General features: G+C 71.3%; 15 protein-coding genes and 1 tRNA gene. 12 read left to right on the top strand and 4 right to left on the bottom strand.

Going from position 1 to position 15670, the window contains the following annotated elements; all coding sequences use genetic code 11:
* Window positions 1-19: 19 nt before the first annotated feature.
* Entirely contained in the window at window positions 20-1198 is a 1179-nt protein-coding gene (locus ACZ6Q9_RS14410; RefSeq protein ID WP_396827392.1) for a trans-sulfuration enzyme family protein, read from the top strand.
* Between the two features lie 264 nt (window positions 1199-1462).
* Here ACZ6Q9_RS14410 and ACZ6Q9_RS14415 read toward each other — a convergent pair whose 3' ends face one another.
* Together ACZ6Q9_RS14415 and ACZ6Q9_RS14420 are read right to left on the bottom strand one after the other, a co-directional pair.
* Complete coding sequence (locus ACZ6Q9_RS14415; protein ID WP_393269030.1) at window positions 1463-1792, bottom strand: hypothetical protein; 330 nt, start codon at window positions 1790-1792, stop codon at window positions 1463-1465.
* 265 nt (window positions 1793-2057) lie between these two features.
* Window positions 2058-2131 (bottom strand) — tRNA-Leu (locus ACZ6Q9_RS14420).
* Window positions 2132-2233: 102 nt separating this feature from the next.
* Here ACZ6Q9_RS14420 and ACZ6Q9_RS14425 point away from each other — a divergent pair.
* The 11 genes from ACZ6Q9_RS14425 to polA all read left to right on the top strand — a co-directional run bounded on the left by ACZ6Q9_RS14425 (window position 2234) and on the right by polA (window position 14845).
* Window positions 2234-2854, top strand: coding sequence for an ANTAR domain-containing response regulator (locus tag ACZ6Q9_RS14425; RefSeq protein ID WP_393269027.1), 621 nt, complete (start codon window positions 2234-2236; stop codon window positions 2852-2854).
* Between the two features lie 158 nt (window positions 2855-3012).
* Window positions 3013-4182 carry a hypothetical protein gene (locus ACZ6Q9_RS14430; RefSeq protein WP_396827390.1) on the top strand — a complete coding sequence of 390 codons (1170 nt, stop codon included), beginning with the start codon at window positions 3013-3015 and terminating at the stop codon, window positions 4180-4182.
* A 259-nt stretch (window positions 4183-4441) separates the two neighbouring features.
* Window positions 4442-5602, top strand: a complete 1161-nt coding sequence (locus ACZ6Q9_RS14435) for a branched-chain amino acid ABC transporter substrate-binding protein (RefSeq protein ID WP_393269024.1) — start codon at window positions 4442-4444, stop codon at window positions 5600-5602.
* A 107-nt stretch (window positions 5603-5709) separates the two neighbouring features.
* The gene (locus tag ACZ6Q9_RS14440) at window positions 5710-6660 is read left to right on the top strand and encodes a branched-chain amino acid ABC transporter permease (protein ID WP_393269022.1); all 951 of its coding nucleotides are present in this window, start codon (window positions 5710-5712) and stop codon (window positions 6658-6660) included.
* A complete protein-coding gene (locus tag ACZ6Q9_RS14445; protein WP_357700094.1) occupies window positions 6657-7766 on the top strand; it encodes a branched-chain amino acid ABC transporter permease in 1110 nt (369 codons plus the stop codon). The genes ACZ6Q9_RS14440 and ACZ6Q9_RS14445 overlap by 4 nt, the downstream gene beginning before the upstream one ends.
* Window positions 7759-8604 carry an ABC transporter ATP-binding protein gene (locus ACZ6Q9_RS14450; protein WP_393454828.1) on the top strand — a complete coding sequence of 282 codons (846 nt, stop codon included), beginning with the start codon at window positions 7759-7761 and terminating at the stop codon, window positions 8602-8604. Before ACZ6Q9_RS14445 ends, ACZ6Q9_RS14450 begins: the two co-directional genes overlap by 8 nt.
* A complete protein-coding gene (locus ACZ6Q9_RS14455) occupies window positions 8594-9304 on the top strand; it encodes an ABC transporter ATP-binding protein (RefSeq protein WP_393454831.1) in 711 nt (236 codons plus the stop codon). The genes ACZ6Q9_RS14450 and ACZ6Q9_RS14455 overlap by 11 nt, the downstream gene beginning before the upstream one ends.
* A 33-nt stretch (window positions 9305-9337) precedes the next feature.
* The gene (locus tag ACZ6Q9_RS14460; protein ID WP_393454834.1) at window positions 9338-10249 is read left to right on the top strand and encodes an ABC transporter substrate-binding protein; all 912 of its coding nucleotides are present in this window, start codon (window positions 9338-9340) and stop codon (window positions 10247-10249) included.
* Between the two features lie 3 nt (window positions 10250-10252).
* Window positions 10253-11233, top strand: coding sequence for an amino acid ABC transporter permease (locus tag ACZ6Q9_RS14465; RefSeq protein ID WP_393454837.1), 981 nt, complete (start codon window positions 10253-10255; stop codon window positions 11231-11233).
* A complete protein-coding gene (locus ACZ6Q9_RS14470; RefSeq protein WP_466021405.1) occupies window positions 11230-12039 on the top strand; it encodes an amino acid ABC transporter ATP-binding protein in 810 nt (269 codons plus the stop codon). The genes ACZ6Q9_RS14465 and ACZ6Q9_RS14470 overlap by 4 nt, the downstream gene beginning before the upstream one ends.
* Before the next feature lie 106 nt (window positions 12040-12145).
* A complete protein-coding gene (polA, locus tag ACZ6Q9_RS14475) occupies window positions 12146-14845 on the top strand; it encodes a DNA polymerase I (RefSeq protein WP_393269011.1) in 2700 nt (899 codons plus the stop codon).
* A 156-nt stretch (window positions 14846-15001) separates the two neighbouring features.
* On the opposite strand, the gene ACZ6Q9_RS14480 is transcribed toward polA, so the two are convergent.
* Together ACZ6Q9_RS14480 and ACZ6Q9_RS14485 are read right to left on the bottom strand one after the other, a co-directional pair.
* The gene (locus ACZ6Q9_RS14480; protein ID WP_393269009.1) at window positions 15002-15430 is read right to left on the bottom strand and encodes a DUF3140 domain-containing protein; all 429 of its coding nucleotides are present in this window, start codon (window positions 15428-15430) and stop codon (window positions 15002-15004) included.
* A complete protein-coding gene (locus ACZ6Q9_RS14485) occupies window positions 15417-15638 on the bottom strand; it encodes a hypervirulence associated TUDOR domain-containing protein (protein WP_393269006.1) in 222 nt (73 codons plus the stop codon). The genes ACZ6Q9_RS14480 and ACZ6Q9_RS14485 overlap by 14 nt, the downstream gene beginning before the upstream one ends.
* Window positions 15639-15670 lie beyond the last annotated feature (32 nt).

Genomic DNA, 15670 nt, shown 5'->3' on the forward strand with positions numbered 1-15670 from the left:
ATTGTCCACTGCTGGCTCTATGTTCGATCCTTCCGGCATGACGACCGTGGACACCCGAGCCGTGCACGCCGGCCGCGACGACCTCGCCGCCCTCGGCGTCCACGTGCCGCCCATCGACCTCTCCACCACCAACCCCCTGCCGTCCGTCGACGCCGGCGGCGACGCGTACGAGACCCTCGCCACCGGGGGCACGCTCCCCGCCGGCGGCAGCGCCGTCTACCAGCGCCTGTGGAACCCCACCGTCGCCCGCTTCGAGACCGCCCTCGCCGCCCTCGAAGGCACCGGCGACGCCGTCGCCTTCGCCAGCGGCATGGCCGCCCTCACCGCCACGCTGCTCGCCGCCACCCGGGACGGGAAGCGCCACCTCGTCGCCGTCCGCCCGCTCTACGGCGGCACCGACCACGTGCTCGCCACCGGCCTGCTCGGCACCACCGTCACCTGGGCCCACGCGGACGAGGTCGCCGCCGCCGTCCGCCCCGACACCGCCCTGGTGATCGCCGAGACCCCGGCGAACCCCACCCTCGACCTGGTCGACATCGCCGCCCTCGCGCGAGCCGCCGGCGACGTCCCGCTGCTCGTGGACAACACCGTCGCCACCCCCGTGCTCCAGCAGCCCACCCGGCACGGCGCCGCCCTCGTGCTGCACAGCGCCACCAAGAGCATCGGCGGACACGGCGACGTGCTCGCCGGAGTCGTCGCCTGCGACGCCGACTGGGCTGCCCGGCTGCGCCAGGTCCGCGCGCTCACCGGCGCGATCCTGCACCCCCTCGGCGCGTACCTGCTGCACCGCGGCCTGCAGACCCTGCCGGTGCGGGTCCGCGCCCAGCAGGCCGGCGCGGAGAAACTCGCCGCCTGGCTCGCCGCCCACCCCGCCGTCACGCGGGTGCACCACCCGTCGCTGCACGACCCGGCCGGGCTCGTCGGCCGGCAGATGACCGGCCCCGGCAGCCTCCTCGCCTTCGAGGTACGCGGCGGCGCGCCCGCCGCGGCCGCCGTCGCCGACGGCTGCCGGCTGATCACCCACGCCGTGTCGCTCGGTGGGGTCGACACGCTCATCCAGCACCCGGCCTCGCTGACCCACCGGCCCGTCGAGGAGGGGGCCAAGCCGGTCGGCGGGCTGCTGCGCGTCTCCGTCGGCCTGGAGGACCCGGAGGACCTGCGCGCGGACCTGGCGGGGGCGCTCGCCGAACTCGGCTGAGCCGGCACGTCCGCGCGCCCGACGACTCGGCACCTCGGCACGGCTGGCGCCTCGCCACGTCGGACCGCCGCTTTGGAGGCGCGGGTGGAACACCAGGGGTGTCGAAGACGCGGCGTCGCACCCATGGATTCCACTCGTCGAGCCGAAGCCCCGCCGGGGCGGGCGAGGCGAGCAGCCGACCGCGCGGAGCCGGCCGGTCTCCGACCGCGCGGAGCGGCTGGCCCCTTCGATCGGGCCGAACAGCCGGGGATTCCGACCGTCAGGTCAGGACTTCGGGCCGACGCGGCGGTCGAGGGCGGCGACCGCCTCGCGACGCGCGACCGACAGGGAGTTGCGGCGGTTCATCCGCCAGGCGACCCCGAGCAGGTCGAGCGCCCACTGGCAGAGGCCCATGATGTCGGCCGACTCGTTGACGAACATGTAGCGCGGGTAGACGTACTGCTTGCCGCGCACCGTCACCCGGTTGGTGGTCCGACACCCGTCGGAGTGGAACAGGCCGCGGACGAAGTCGCCGGGATGGGCGGTGACGATCTCCCGCTGCCAGTCGGTGAGGACGATCCGGCACCCGGGCGGAGGACACCAGATAGCCGTCACCCAGGTAGAGGCCGAGCAGGAAGCTGTAGGCCTGGGCCTGAGTCCGATTGTCGACGCCGGGACGGCAGCGGAAGCAGCGCAGCGCCGTGCCCCGGACCGGGGCCTCGGGCCGGCGGCACCACTCCCACACGGTGCGGTAGGGAAGCCCGACGGCGCGGGCCGTCTCCGCGACCGTCGCTCCCAAGCGGTGGACCTGGTGCGCTCGTGCGCGTACTTCCGGTGGATGCACGCCGACGAGTTTGGTACGTACGTGCGACAGTTTCGGTGCCCCCGGTGGGATTCGAACCCACACTGTCGGAGGTTTGAGCTCCGCTTCTCTGCCAGTTGGAATACGGGGACTTCGCCACCCACGCTGTGGCGGCGCCACATAGGTTACCCACTACGCTAGGCACGACGGTACCGGACCGGCGGGTGCCGGGAACAGAGTGGTGGGAGTGGCTCGTGGCGGAGACGCAGACGGACGTCGAGCGCAGGCGCGTTCTGATCGCCGAGGACGAGGCGCTCATTCGGCTGGACCTCGCCGAGATGCTGGTCGAAGAGGGCTACGAGGTGGTCGGGGAGGCCGGTGACGGCGAGACGGCCGTCCGGCTCGCCGAGGAGCTCAAACCCGATCTGGTCATCCTCGACATCAAGATGCCGATCATGGACGGGCTGGCCGCCGCCGAGCGGATCGCCGGCGCCCGGATCGCCCCGGTGATCATCCTGACCGCGTTCAGCCAGCGCGACCTGGTGGAGCGGGCCCGGGCGGCCGGCGCGATGGCGTACCTCGTGAAGCCGTTCCAGAAGAGCGACCTGGTGCCGGCGGTGGAGATCGCGCTGTCCCGCTACTCCGAGATCGCCGCGCTGGAGTCGGAGGTCGCCGGGCTGACCGACCGGCTGGAGATCCGCAAGACCGTGGAGCGCGCCAAGGGTGCGCTCATGACGACCTACGGGATGACCGAGCCGCAGGCGTTCAAGTGGATCCAGCGCACGGCGATGGACCACCGGATGACCATGAAGGAGGTCGCCGAGCGGATCCTCGCCGAGACCGCCGGCGGCGAGGTCGCGCAGCCCACCGCCTGACCCGGGGCGGAACACGCCGGGCCGCTCGGAGTCCGCGCCGGGCCCTCCGTCGCGGTCGACCGTACGGCCCGGGGGCGACGCACCGGGACGGCGCGACACGCCGGGGCCCGTGGAACCGGGCTCCCCGCCGGGCCGGCCGATCGATAACATCTGATCCCATGTGGTCCCGGCGGCTGGTGGCGGCGCTCGGTGTGGCCGCCGCGCTGCTGGCCGGCTGCGACCGGGCCCCGGCGGAGCCCACCGCCGAGCCGCTGCGCCCGGCGTGGCAGCCGCTGAGCCTGCCCGCGCCGCCGGGCGCGGCCGGCCGGCCGCTGTTGCGCGACGCCGTGGCCTGCGCCGGCCGGTGGTACGTGGTGGGCGGGCTGGCCGACGCGGCGGGGGAGACGCGGCCGGCGGCCTGGAGCAGCGCCGACGGCGCGGCGTGGTCGGCGCTGCCGGTGGCGGCGTCGAGCTTCTACGGCCGCCAGCACGTGCTGTACGCGGCCGCCTGCCGGGACGGCCGGGTGGCGGCGCTCGGGGCGAAGAACGGCGGCGTGCACGGCAATCCCCGCACGGGCACCTGGGCGCAGGCCCCGGACGGCGCGCTGCGGGAGGTGCCGGCCCCCTTCGAACTGTACGCGGGGCCGCGGGCGGTGAGCGTGGCCCGGTTGGCCGCCGGGCCGGCCGGTTGGCTGATCGCGGGGGCCCGGGTCGACGGCGCGGCGGTCTGGACGTCCCCCGACGGCGCGCGGTTCACCATCCGGGAGGGTGTGCCGGAGCTCGCCGGTGACGGGCGCGGCCGGACGGTGGCGTACGACGCGGTGGCCGTGCCGTCGGGCTGGTGGGTGGTGGGGGCGGTGCTGCCGCCGGGCGCGACCGCGCTGGCGCCCCTGGCGTGGGCCTCGGCGGACGGCCGTGCCTGGCGGCGGGTGGCGTTGCCGGCGGCGGACGGGCGCGGCCAGGCGCAGCGGGTGGCGTCGGTGGGCGACGGCGGGCTGGTGACGGTCGGTCCGGTGCGCGAGGGGTTCGCGGCCTGGCGGCTGGCCGGGGACGAGTGGCGGCGGGTCGGCGGGTTCGGCGTGCCGGGGCCGGGGGTGTCGTCGGTCGACGGTCTGGTGCCGGCCGGGCGTGCTCTGGTGGCGGTGACCGGGGACGGCGGCGGTCACGGACTGTGGCTCTCGGTCGATTCGGGGGATTCGTGGCGGACGATGGCGATGCCTGCCGTGGTGCCCGACGGCGGCAACACGGCGGTGGCCGCGGCGGCCCAGGGGGATCGACTGGTGTTGGTCGCCGATGACGGCCAAACGTCCCGTGCCTGGTGGACCGGGTTGCCGGTCATTGATCGGTAGGGAGTGGGCGCTGACCTGCCCGTTACCGACGAAACGAAGGCGAGGGGCATTCATGACCGACGGTTCTTACAGCGATCGTTTCCAATCCGCCACGGCGTGTAACGGTTCGGTCAACCCGCTCCGCTGGGGCTTTCGTCACAGCTGAAAGGTGGGATAGCGTCCGGCCCCAGACCGGCGACGACGGTCTGGTTCGTCCGCCCCCGCAAGGGCCAATAGGCAGCGGGTGGTTCGGACCATGGGACGGAGGAGGGTTCGGGCCTTGAGGCAGAAGCTCGCGCGCGTTATCGGTGGGGTGGCCATGCTGGCGCTCGTCGCCGGCGGCACCGCATGCTCCAGCGGTGGAGACGACACGGCGTCCGGTGGGGAAGCCTGTGGCAACAAGATCGCGTTCTTCGGCGCGTTGACCGGCAGCTCGGCGGCGCTCGGCATCAACGAGAACAACGGCGTCAAGCTGGCCGTCGACAAGTACAACAAGGAAAACGCCGACTGCAAGGTCGAGCTGGTCTCCCTGGACTCGCAGGGCAGCCCGGACCAGGCCCCGGGTCTGGCCCAGAAGGCCATCGACGACACGAAGATCCTCGGCATCGTCGGCCCGGCCTACTCGGGTGAGTCGGAGGCCGCCGGTCCGCTGTTCAACGAGGCCGGTCTGGTCACCATCACCCCCTCCGCGACCCGCCCGAGCCTTGCGGAGCAGGGCTGGAAGACCTTCTTCCGCGCGGTCGGCAACGACTTCAGCCAGGGCCCGGCGGCCGGCAACTACATCAAGAACGTGCTGAAGGCCGACAAGGTCTACGTCATCGACGACCAGTCCGCGTACGGCGCCGGCCTGGCCGACGAGGTCAAGAAGCTGCTCGGCCCGGCGGTCGTCGGCTCGGACAAGGTCCAGGGCGAGGGCAAGCAGACCGAGTTCTCCGCCGTGGTCACCAAGGTCAAGGCCGCGAACGTGAAGGCCATCTTCTACGGCGGCTACTACCAGGAGGCGGGCCTGATCCGCAAGCAGCTCAGCGCTGCCGGGGTCACCGCTCCGCTGATCGCCGGTGACGGCGTCAACGACGGCGCGTACATCACCTCCGCGGGTGCGGCGGCGGCCGAGGGCACCATCCTCACCTGCCCGTGCCAGCCGGCCACCGAGGCGCGGGGCACCTTCGCCCAGGAGTACAAGGCCCTCAACGGCACCGACCCGGGCACCTACAGCGACACGGCCTACGACGCGGCGAACATCCTGCTCGCCGGCATCAAGGCGGGCAAGACCACCCGTGCGGGCCTGCTGGAGTTCGTGAAGGGCTACAGCGGCGAGGGCGTCGCGGCGAGCTACAAGTTCGTCGAGGGCGGCGAGCTCGACCCGGCGCAGGTCAAGGTCTGGGCCTTCAAGGTCCAGGGCGGCAAGGTCGTCCCGGACCAGGAGATCCCGAAGTCCTGACGCCGGTCGCTGCTACAGCGATTGAGTTGTGATCGCGGGTGCGGCCGGGAGCTCGCTCCCGGCCGCACCCCCTTTTTCTCTCCAGACCCTGATGGAGCGTCCCTCCCTTGAACTTCGACGGACTGTTCTCCAACTTCGGAGAACTCACCACGACCGGCCTGACGCAGGGCGCGATCTACGCCCTGGTCGCGCTGGGCTACACGCTGGTCTACGGCGTGCTGAGACTCATCAACTTCGCCCACTCCGAGGTCTTCATCGCCGGCGCGTTCGCTGCGCTGGTCTCCTGGAGATGGTTCGGCCTGGACCAGAACTCGCAGGTCAGCGGCGTCGGCACGATCATTTTCTACCTGTTGGTCGCGGCGCTCGCGGCGGCGATCGCCTCGGCGGGCACCGCGACGGTCATCGAGCGGGTGGCCTACCGGCCGCTGCGTAAGCGCAACGCGCCGCCGCTGGCGTTCCTGATCACCGCGATCGGCGCGTCCATCGCCATCGCCGAGGCGTTCGGCATCTGGACCCGCCGGTTGCCGCAGGGCGCACCGGCCCTGGTCAGCTCCAAGCCGTTGTTCCACATCGCCGGGGTGCCGATCGACGCCATCCAGTTGCTGACCCTCGGGTCCGCGCTGGTGATGATGATCGCGCTGGACATGTTCATCAACCGCAGCCGGGTTGGCCGCGGCATCCGGGCGGTGGCGCAGGACGCCAACACCGCCGCGCTGATGGGCGTGAACAAGGACCGGATCATCCTGATGGTCTTCATCGCCGGCGGCGCGATGGCCGGCGTCGCGGGCCTGCTCTACGACGTGCGGATCCAGACCCTCACCTACAGCGTCGGCTTCATGCTCGGCCTCAAGGCGTTCACGGCCGCGGTGCTGGGCGGCATCGGCAACCTGCGCGGCGCGCTGCTCGGCGGCCTGCTGCTGGGCGTCGTGGAGAACTACGCCTCCGGCCTGTTCGGCAGCGAGTGGAAGGACTTCGCCGCGTTCGCGGTGCTGGTGGTGCTGCTGATGTTCCGGCCGACCGGTCTGCTGGGTGAGTCGCTGGGGAGGGCACGGGCATGACGACCGTCCTGGAGAAGGTGCGCTCCGGCCGAGAGGCGGCCGGGGAACGGTGGCGCGGCGCGCCGCGCTGGGTGCGCTGGGCGCTGCTCGCCGCGGTGATCGTGTTCTTCTACGCACTGCCGAACAAGGAGTTCTACCAGTACCTCGGGCCGATCCCGACCCCCGGTGCGAACTTCACGCAGGTGATGTTCACCGTCTCGATCTACGTGCTGCTGGCCGTCGGCCTGAACATCGTGGTCGGTTTCGCCGGCCTGCTCGACCTCGGCTACTTCGGTTTCTTCGCCGTCGGCGCGTACACCGTCGCGGTGCTGACCTCGCCGAGCAGCGACATCAAGACGCTGTGGCCGTGGCTGCTGGCGGTGCCGGTGGCAATCGCCCTGACCATGGTCTCCGGCGTGATGCTCGGCACGCCGACCCTGCGGCTGCGCGGCGACTACCTGGCGCTGGTGACGCTCGGCTTCGCCGAGATGATCCGAATCGGGGCGGTCAGCTCCGAGTTCCTGAAGGGCCAGCGGGGCTTCAACCAGATCCCGCACCCGCCGGGCCAGTACGCCGACGGCAAGCCGATCTTCGGCGTGCTCGACGCCCGGCCCTACTACTGGCTGGTGCTCACGCTGATCATCCTGGTGGTGATCGGGGTGCGGAACCTGACCCACAGCCGGGTCGGTCGGGCCTGGATCTCGATCCGGGAGGACGAGGACGCGGCGCAGCTGATGGGCGTGCCGACCTTCAAGTTCAAGCTGTGGGCGTTCGCGGCGGGCGCGGCGATCGCCGGTCTGGCCGGCGCGCTCTTCGCGGGCAAGCAGAACTTCGTCAACTCGCAGAACTTCGAGCTGCTGAACTCGATCATCATCCTGGCCGCGGTCATCTTCGGCGGCTCCGGCAACATCGTCGGCGCGATCGTCGGTGGTGGCCTGGTGGCGTACATGATCGAGCGGTTCCGCGGCATCGAGGTGCTCGGCTACGAGCTGTACGAGTTCCGGTTCCTCTTCTTCGGCCTGGTGCTGGTGATCATGATGATCTTCCGGCCCGAGGGCCTGATCCCGAACCGACGACGCGCGGCGGAGTTCAAGGACCGCCGCAAGGAGGTGACCGTCGGTGAGTGACACCGAGCAGACGCCGGCCGTCCCGGCGCAGGCCGGCGCGCCGGCCGTGGAGACGGTGCCCACCCGGGAGCCGCTGCTGGAGGTCGACAACGTCACGCTGCGCTTCGGCGGCGTGGTCGCGCTGAACGAGGTGGACTTCACCCTCTACAAGGGGGAGATCCTCGGTCTGATCGGGCCGAACGGCGCCGGCAAGACCACCTGCTTCAACGCGATGACCGGCATCTACCAGCCCACCGAGGGGCAGATCCGGTTCCGTGGCCAGAAGATCAGCGGCAAGAAGCGGCACCAGATCACCAAGATGGGCATGGCGCGGACGTTCCAGAACATCCGCCTCTTCCCCGAGATGACCGCTATGGAGAACGTCCTGGTCGGCGCGGATGCGCACCACAAGACCAGCGTCATCTCCGCGCTGTTCCGCCTGCCGCGGTACTGGAAGGAGGAGCGCGAGGGCCGGGAGAAGGCCGAGCGCCTGCTGGAGTTCGTCGGCATCCGCAAGCGGATGCACGAGTTCGCCCGCAACCTCTCCTACGGCGAGCAGCGGCGGCTGGAGATCGCCCGTGCGCTGGCCACCGACCCGGTGCTGCTCTGCCTCGACGAGCCGGCCGCCGGCTTCAACCCGGCGGAGAAGGAGGAACTGCTCCAGCTCATCCGGCAGATCCGGGACACCGGCGTGACCGTGCTGCTCATCGAGCACGACATGCGCCTGGTCATGGGGGTCACCGACCGGATCGTGGTGCTGGAGTTCGGAAAGAAGATCGCCGAGGGGCTGCCCGCCGAGGTGCGGGAGAACCCGAAGGTGATCGCGGCGTACCTGGGGGTGCCGGACGATGCTGCTTGAGATCGACGACGTGAGCCTGCTGTACGGGCGGATCCAGGCGCTGCACGGCATCAGCCTGACGGTGGACGAGGGCGAGATCGTCGCCCTGATCGGCGCCAACGGCGCTGGCAAGTCGACCACGATGCGGGCCATCTCCGGGATCCGCCCGGTCGCCAGCGGGAACATCCGGTTCAACGGTGAGGACATCACCAAGCTCCGGGCCGACCTGCGGGTCAGGCGGGGGCTGTGCCAGGCGCCGGAGGGCCGGGGCATCTTCCCGGGCATGACGGTGCTGGAGAACCTGGACATGGGCGCCTACACCCGGCGGGACCGGGCGGGCATCGCCCAGGACCTCGACCGGGTGCTGAACCTGTTCCCGCGCCTGGCGGAGCGGCGCAAGCAGGCCGGGGGTACCCTTTCCGGCGGCGAGCAGCAGATGCTGGCCGTCGGCCGGGCGCTGATGAGCCGACCGAAGCTGCTGCTGCTCGACGAGCCCTCGATGGGTCTGGCGCCGATGCTGATCCAGCAGATCTTCGACATCATCACCGAGATCAACGAACAGGGCACCACCATCCTGCTGGTCGAGCAGAACGCCCAGCAGGCCCTGGCCCGGGCGCACCGGGCGTACGTGCTGGAGACCGGCCGGATTGTCAAGAGCGGGACCGGCGCGGACCTGCTGCACGACCCGGCGGTCAAAGAGGCCTACCTCGGCGTGGCCTGACCGGCCGCCACCCCTCACCGCAAGGAGAACGACATGTTCCACATCTCTGGTGGCCGCCGGGCCGTGCTCGGCGCCACGAGTGCCGCGCTGCTCGCCCTCTCGCTCGCCGGTTGCGGCGAGAAGGAGAGCACCGAGCAGCCCGGCGCCGGACCCAGCGTCACCGCCGCCGCCGACTCCGCGCTGGCCGCGAAGGTGCCCGACGCCATCAAGGCCGACGGCGTGATCAAGGTCGGCACCGACTCGACGTACGCCCCGGCGGAGTTCCTCGACGCCGACGGCAAGACGGTCGTCGGCTTCGACGTCGAGCTCTTCAACGCCGTCGCGCAGAAGCTCGGCCTGAAGGCCGAGTACGAGTCGGCGCCGTTCGACTCGATCCTGCCCGGCGTCGACTCCGGCAAGTACGAGATCGGCGTCTCCTCGTTCACCATCAACGCCGACCGGATGAAGACCGTCAACATGGTCAGCTACTACTCCGCCGGCACCCAGTGGGCGACCAAGGCCGGCAACCCGGCCAAGATCGACCCGAACGACGCCTGCGGCAAGAAGATCGCCGTGCAGGTCGGCACCGTGCAGCTCGACGACATCACCGCCCGGTCGAAGAAGTGCACCGACGCCGGCAAGCCGGCGATCACCATCGACCAGTACCAGGCGCAGAGCGACGCCACCGCCGCCGTGGTCAGCGGCAAGGACGACGCCATGCTGGCCGACTCGCCGGTCGGCGCGTACGCGGTGAAGCAGAGCAACGGCCAGCTGGAGCTGCTCGGCGACATCTACGAGTCCGCCCCGTACGGCTACGCGGTGAAGAAGGACCAGGCCGCGTTCGCCGAGGTGCTGAAGGAGGCCGTGCAGGCGGTCATCGCCGACGGCAGCTACGAGACCGCGCTGAAGAAGTGGGGCGTCGAGGGCGGCGCCATCACGACCCCGGCGCTGAACCCGACCAGCTGACCCATGTCGGTCGAAACAGACACACCCGAGCGGGCACGGCCGGAACCCATCCAGGCCGTGCCCGTGCGGCATCCCGGGCGGTGGGTCGCCGTCGCCGTGATCGGGGTGCTGGTGGCCATGTTCGTCCACCTGCTGGTGACGAACAAGGCGTTCAACTGGTCGTTCATGGTCGACGAGATGTTCCGGCCGCCGATCATCGAGGGGCTGCGCGGCACGATCGCGCTGACCATCCTCTCGATGCTGATCGGCGTCGGGCTGGGTGTCGTCATCGCCATCATGCGGCTGTCGGAGAACCCGATCCTGCGCGGCGTCGCCTGGGCGTACACCTGGTTCTTCCGGGCGGTGCCCCGGCTGGTGCTGGCGATCCTCTTCGGCAACCTCGGCATCCTGTGGGCCCGGATCGAGTTCGGGCTGCCCTTCGACCGGCAGATCGGCGCCCTGTTCGGGGTCGACGACTTCGAGGCGCGGCTGTTCGGCTTCTCCGCCGTGGAGATCCTGACCGGCTTCGTCGCCGGCATGCTGGCGCTCGGCCTCTCCGAGGCCGCCTACATGGCGGAGATTGTCCGGGCCGGCATCCAGTCGGTCGACGAGGGGCAGACGGAGGCCGCGCAGGCGCTCGGCCTGACCCGGGGGCAGATTCTGCGCCGGATCGTGCTGCCGCAGGCCATGCGGGTGATCATCCCGCCGACCGGCAACGAGACGATCGCGATGCTGAAGGACACCTCGCTGGTGGCCTTCGTGCCGGTTTCCGCCGAGCTGTTCTTCCAGCTCAAGGCCGTCGGTAACCGGACCTTCCAGGTCTTCCCGATGTACGTGGCGGCGTGCCTGTGGTACCTGCTGCTGACCAGTGTGCTGCTGGTCGGGCAGTACTACCTGGAGCGGCACTTCTCCAGGGGCGTCGGGCGCAGCGGGCGGGCGAAGACCAAGCTGCGCGGGATCACCGCGGAGGCGGGCGGCGCGACCGGGAAGGTGGACGGCGGATGACCAAGGTGACGGTGCCGGCCCAGGCCGGCGCGCCGACGGCGGAGTCCGGGCCGATGGTCCGGGCCGAGCAGGTGCACAAGTCGTTCGGGTCGGTCGAGGTGCTCAAGGGAATCGACCTGGAGGTCCGCAGCGGCGAGGTCTGCTGCCTGCTGGGCCCCTCCGGCTCCGGCAAGTCGACGTTCCTGCGCTGCATCAACCACCTGGAGAAGATCAACGCCGGTCGGATCTGGGTGGACGGCGAGCTGATCGGCTACCGCGAGCGCGGTGGGAAGCTGCACGAGATGCGGGAGAAGGAGGTGGCCGCCCAGCGCCGTGCGATCGGCATGGTGTTCCAGCGGTTCAACCTCTTCCCGCACATGACCGCCCTGCAGAACGTCGCCGAGGCGCCGGTGCTGCTGGGTCGGGAGAAGAAGGCCGCCGCCCGCGAACGGGCCGCCGCCCTGTTGGAGCGGGTGGGGCTGGGCGACAAGCTCGGCAACTATCCCGGTCAGCTCTCCGGCGGCCAGCAGCAGCGGGTGGCGATCGCCCGGGCGCTGGCGATGCGGCCGAAGCTGATGCTCTTCGACGAGCCCACCAGCGCGCTCGACCCGGAGTTGGTCGGCGAGGTGCTCGACGTGATGAAGGACCTGGCCCGCGACGGCATGACGATGATCGTGGTGACCCACGAGATCGGCTTCGCCCGCGAGGTCGGCGACTCGCTGGTCTTCATGGACGGCGGCGTCGTGGTCGAGTCGGGCAACCCGCGCGAGGTGATCGCCAACCCCCGGCACGACCGGACGAAGGCGTTCCTGGCCAAGGTGCTGTGACGGGGACGCCGGCGCGGCCGTACGGGCCGCGCCGGCGTCCGCGCCGGGCCGATGGCGGCCGTGCCGGTGTCCCGAACTGTCGGGGCGGGCGGCTAGAGTCGCTGCCGTGACAGCTACGACGCCGCGCCTGCTCCTCGTCGACGGACATTCCATGGCATACCGGGCCTTCTTCGCCCTGCCCGTGGAAAACTTCTCCACCACGACGGGGCAGCCGACCAACGCCGTCTACGGCTTCACGTCCATGCTGATCAACGTGCTGCGCGACGAGCAGCCCACGCACATCGTCGTCGCCTTCGACGTCTCCCGCCGCTCGTTCCGCACCGAGAAGTACGCGGAGTACAAGGCCGGCCGCAGCGAGACCCCGACCGACTTCAAGGGCCAGGTCAGCCTGGTCAAGGAGGTCCTGGCGGCGCTGCGCGTCCCGGTGGTGGAGAAGGAGGGCTACGAGGCCGACGACATCATCGCCACCCTCGCCTGCCAGGCCCGCGACCAGGGCATGTCGGTGCTGATCAGCACCGGCGACCGGGACGCCTTCCAGCTCGTCGGTGAGAACATCACCGTGCTCTATCCGCGCAAGGGCGTCTCCGACCTGGCCCGGATGGATCCGGCGGCGATCGAGGCGAAGTACGGCGTCGCCCCGCAGCGCTACCGCGACCTGGCCGCCCTGGTCGGCGAGACCAGCGACAACCTGCCCGGCGTCCCGGGCGTCGGCCCGAAGACGGCCGCGAAGTGGATCAACCTGTACGGCGGGGTCGACGGCGTCGTCGCGCGGGCCGACGAGATCAAGGGCAAGGCCGGCGACAGCCTGCGCGAGCGGCTCGCCGACGTGATCCGCAACTACGAGATCAACTGCCTCGTCTCCGACCTGGAGCTGCCGCTGCGCCCCGAGGACGCCCGCTGGCAGGGGTGGGACCGCGAGGCCGTCCACCAGGTCTTCGACACCCTCGAGTTCCGCATCCTGCGCGACCGGCTCTACCAGTACCTGGAGGCCGTCGAGCCGGAGGCCGAGGCCGGCTTCGACCTGACCGGCGAGGTGCTCACCGCGCCCGGGGCGGTGGCCGGGTGGCTGGAGACGCACGCGCCGGCCGGCACCCCGGTGGGCGTGGCGGCGAAGCTCGACACCGGGCCCAACCGCCGGCACACCGCCTCCGTGACCGGCCTGGCCCTGGCGACCGCCGGCGGCGCGGCGGCCTGGCTCGACCCCGCCACCCTGGAGCCGGCCGACGAGGCGGCCCTGGCGGCCTGGCTGGCCGACGAGGCGCGGCCCAAGGTGCTGCACGACAGCAAGCCGGCCGTGCTCGCGTTCGCCGCGCACGGCTGGCGCCTGGACGGCATCCTCCGCGACACCCAGATCGCCGCCTACCTGGCCCGCCCCGACCAGCGCTCCTACGACCTGACCGACCTGGCCCTGCGCTACCTGCACCGCGAGCTGCGGGTCGACGCGCCGGAGACCGGTCAGCTCACCCTCGACGGCCTCGGCAACGACGGCGAGGCGGAGCAGAACCTCATGCTCCAGGCCCGGGCCACCCTCGACCTCGCCGACGCCATCGACGCCGAGCTCTCCCGCGACGGCGAGCAGTCCGCCCGGCTGATGGCCGGGGTGGAGCTGCCGCTGATGCGGGTGCTCGCCGGCATGGAGCGCACCGGCATCGCCGCCGACACGCACTACCTCTCCGAGCTGGAGGCGCACTTCGCCGCCGAGGTGAAGGCCGCCGCCCAGGGGGCGTACGCGGCGGTGGGGCGCGAGTTCAACCTCGGCTCGCCGAAGCAGTTGCAGGAGATCCTCTTCGGCGAGCTGGGCCTGCCCAAGACCAAGAAGATCAAGACCGGCTACACCACCGACGCCGACGCCCTGCAGTGGCTCCACGCGCAGAACCCGCACCCGGTGCTGGCCCACCTGCTGCGCCACCGGGACGTGGCCAAGCTCAAGACCACCGTCGACGGGCTGCTCAAGTCGGTCTCCGACGACGGGCGCATCCACACGACGTTCAACCAGACGGTGGCGGCCACCGGCCGGCTTTCCTCTACCGAGCCCAACCTGCAGAACATCCCGATCCGCACCGAGGAGGGGCGGCGGATCCGCCGCGCCTTCGTCGTCGGGGAGGGCTACGAGTGCCTGCTCACCGCCGACTACAGCCAGATCGAGATGCGCATCATGGCGCACCTGTCGTCGGACGACGCGCTCATCGAGGCGTTCAACTCCGGCGCCGACTTCCACGCCGCCACCGCCTCGTCCGTCTTCGGGGTGCCCCTCGACGAGGTCACCGCGGACCAGCGGCGCAAGATCAAGGCGATGAACTACGGCCTGGCGTACGGGCTGAGCGCGTTCGGCCTCTCCCAGCAGCTCGGCATCACCGCCGAGGAGGCGCGCGGGCTGATGGAGGACTACTTCGCCGGCTTCGGCGGGGTGCGCGACTACCTCCAGGAGATCGTCTCCCGGGCCCGGCACGACGGCTACACCTCGACGATCCTGGGGCGCCGGCGCTACCTGCCCGACCTGGTGAGCGACAACCGGCAGCGCCGGGAGATGGCCGAGCGGATGGCGCTCAACGCGCCGATCCAGGGCTCGGCCGCCGACATCATCAAGGTGGCCATGCTGCACGTCGACACCGCGCTGCGCGAGGCTGGCCTGCGCTCGCGGATGCTGCTCCAGGTGCACGACGAGCTGGTGTTCGAGGTCGCGCCCGGCGAGCGGGAGGCCCTCGAGGCGCTGGTGCGGCGGGAGATGGGCGGGGCGTACCCGCTGTCGGTGCCGCTGGAGGTGTCGGTCGGCGAGGGGCGGGACTGGAACAGCGCCGACCACTGAGTGTCTTCGTGGTGGGTTGCGGGGCGGCCCGACCCGCTCCGGGCGGTCAGGCGTGATCCCTGCGCTGGTCGGGCTGCCCCGCAACCCGTCGCGGTCGGCGTCGTGTCGGCCCGTTCCGGTGTACCACCCCTGCCGGACGTCGTGGCCGGGTCCGGTTCACCGTCCCGGTCCCCGGCGGGACTTCGGCGGGGCGCCGTGCCGCTCCAGGGCCTTCCGGGACGGTCCGCCGGGCGGCGGGAGCGGGGCCTTGACGGGATCGTGACCCCAGTTCATCAGGGAGTACCGCCACCGGGTCTGGCGCACGTCGCCGCTCGGTCGCTGCGCCATGTGCCGCCGGACGTACCCGACGACCTTGCGCATGTGCCGGTAGTCGTCCTCGGAGAGCTGGTCGCGCTTGCGGCGCAGCAGGCTGATGATCCTGCGGCCGGACTCGTGCCCCACCGACTCGCCGCCCTTGGTGCCCTTCCGCCAGCCGACATGCTTCGACTCGTCGGTCTCCAGCCACGTCGACAGCTCGCCGGGCTTCATGTTCACCGCCTCGGTGAACTCCCGATAGACGTCCCGACCCTCGTCACCCCCGCTCATGGCGCAGCACCTCCGGTCGGTGGGCGACGTCCCGGCCCGAGTCGTCGTTGCGGATCCGGTACTGCGGGTGCTCCGGGGACGCGTTCACGGCGTGCCCGCGCACGTGCGTCCGGTCGATCAGCTTCTCCTTGACCACGCCGTACGCCCGGCCGCTGTGACTGGCCCAGGAGACGTGGTCACCCTTGCGGAACTCGTTCTGCTCGGCCATGCCGGGTGGGTACCCGGCGTCGATGCCAGGAA

It is taken from the genome of Micromonospora sp. NPDC049139 (assembly GCF_055586845.1).

What these genes read in the sequence shown, in the direction of transcription:
- ACZ6Q9_RS14460 (WP_393454834.1), top strand. Translation starts at nt 9,338, where the DNA reads ATGTTCCACATCTCTGGTGGCCGCCGGGCCGTGCTCGGCGCCACGAGT.
- ACZ6Q9_RS14470 (WP_466021405.1), top strand. Translation starts at nt 11,230, where the DNA reads ATGACCAAGGTGACGGTGCCGGCCCAGGCCGGCGCGCCGACGGCGGAG.
- ACZ6Q9_RS14430 (WP_396827390.1), top strand. Translation starts at nt 3,013, where the DNA reads ATGTGGTCCCGGCGGCTGGTGGCGGCGCTCGGTGTGGCCGCCGCGCTG.
- ACZ6Q9_RS14410 (WP_396827392.1), top strand. Translation starts at nt 20, where the DNA reads ATGTTCGATCCTTCCGGCATGACGACCGTGGACACCCGAGCCGTGCAC.
- ACZ6Q9_RS14485 (WP_393269006.1), bottom strand. Translation starts at nt 15,638, where the DNA reads ATGGCCGAGCAGAACGAGTTCCGCAAGGGTGACCACGTCTCCTGGGCC.
- ACZ6Q9_RS14480 (WP_393269009.1), bottom strand. Translation starts at nt 15,430, where the DNA reads ATGAGCGGGGGTGACGAGGGTCGGGACGTCTATCGGGAGTTCACCGAG.
- ACZ6Q9_RS14445 (WP_357700094.1), top strand. Translation starts at nt 6,657, where the DNA reads ATGACGACCGTCCTGGAGAAGGTGCGCTCCGGCCGAGAGGCGGCCGGG.
- ACZ6Q9_RS14465 (WP_393454837.1), top strand. Translation starts at nt 10,253, where the DNA reads ATGTCGGTCGAAACAGACACACCCGAGCGGGCACGGCCGGAACCCATC.
- ACZ6Q9_RS14455 (WP_393454831.1), top strand. Translation starts at nt 8,594, where the DNA reads ATGCTGCTTGAGATCGACGACGTGAGCCTGCTGTACGGGCGGATCCAG.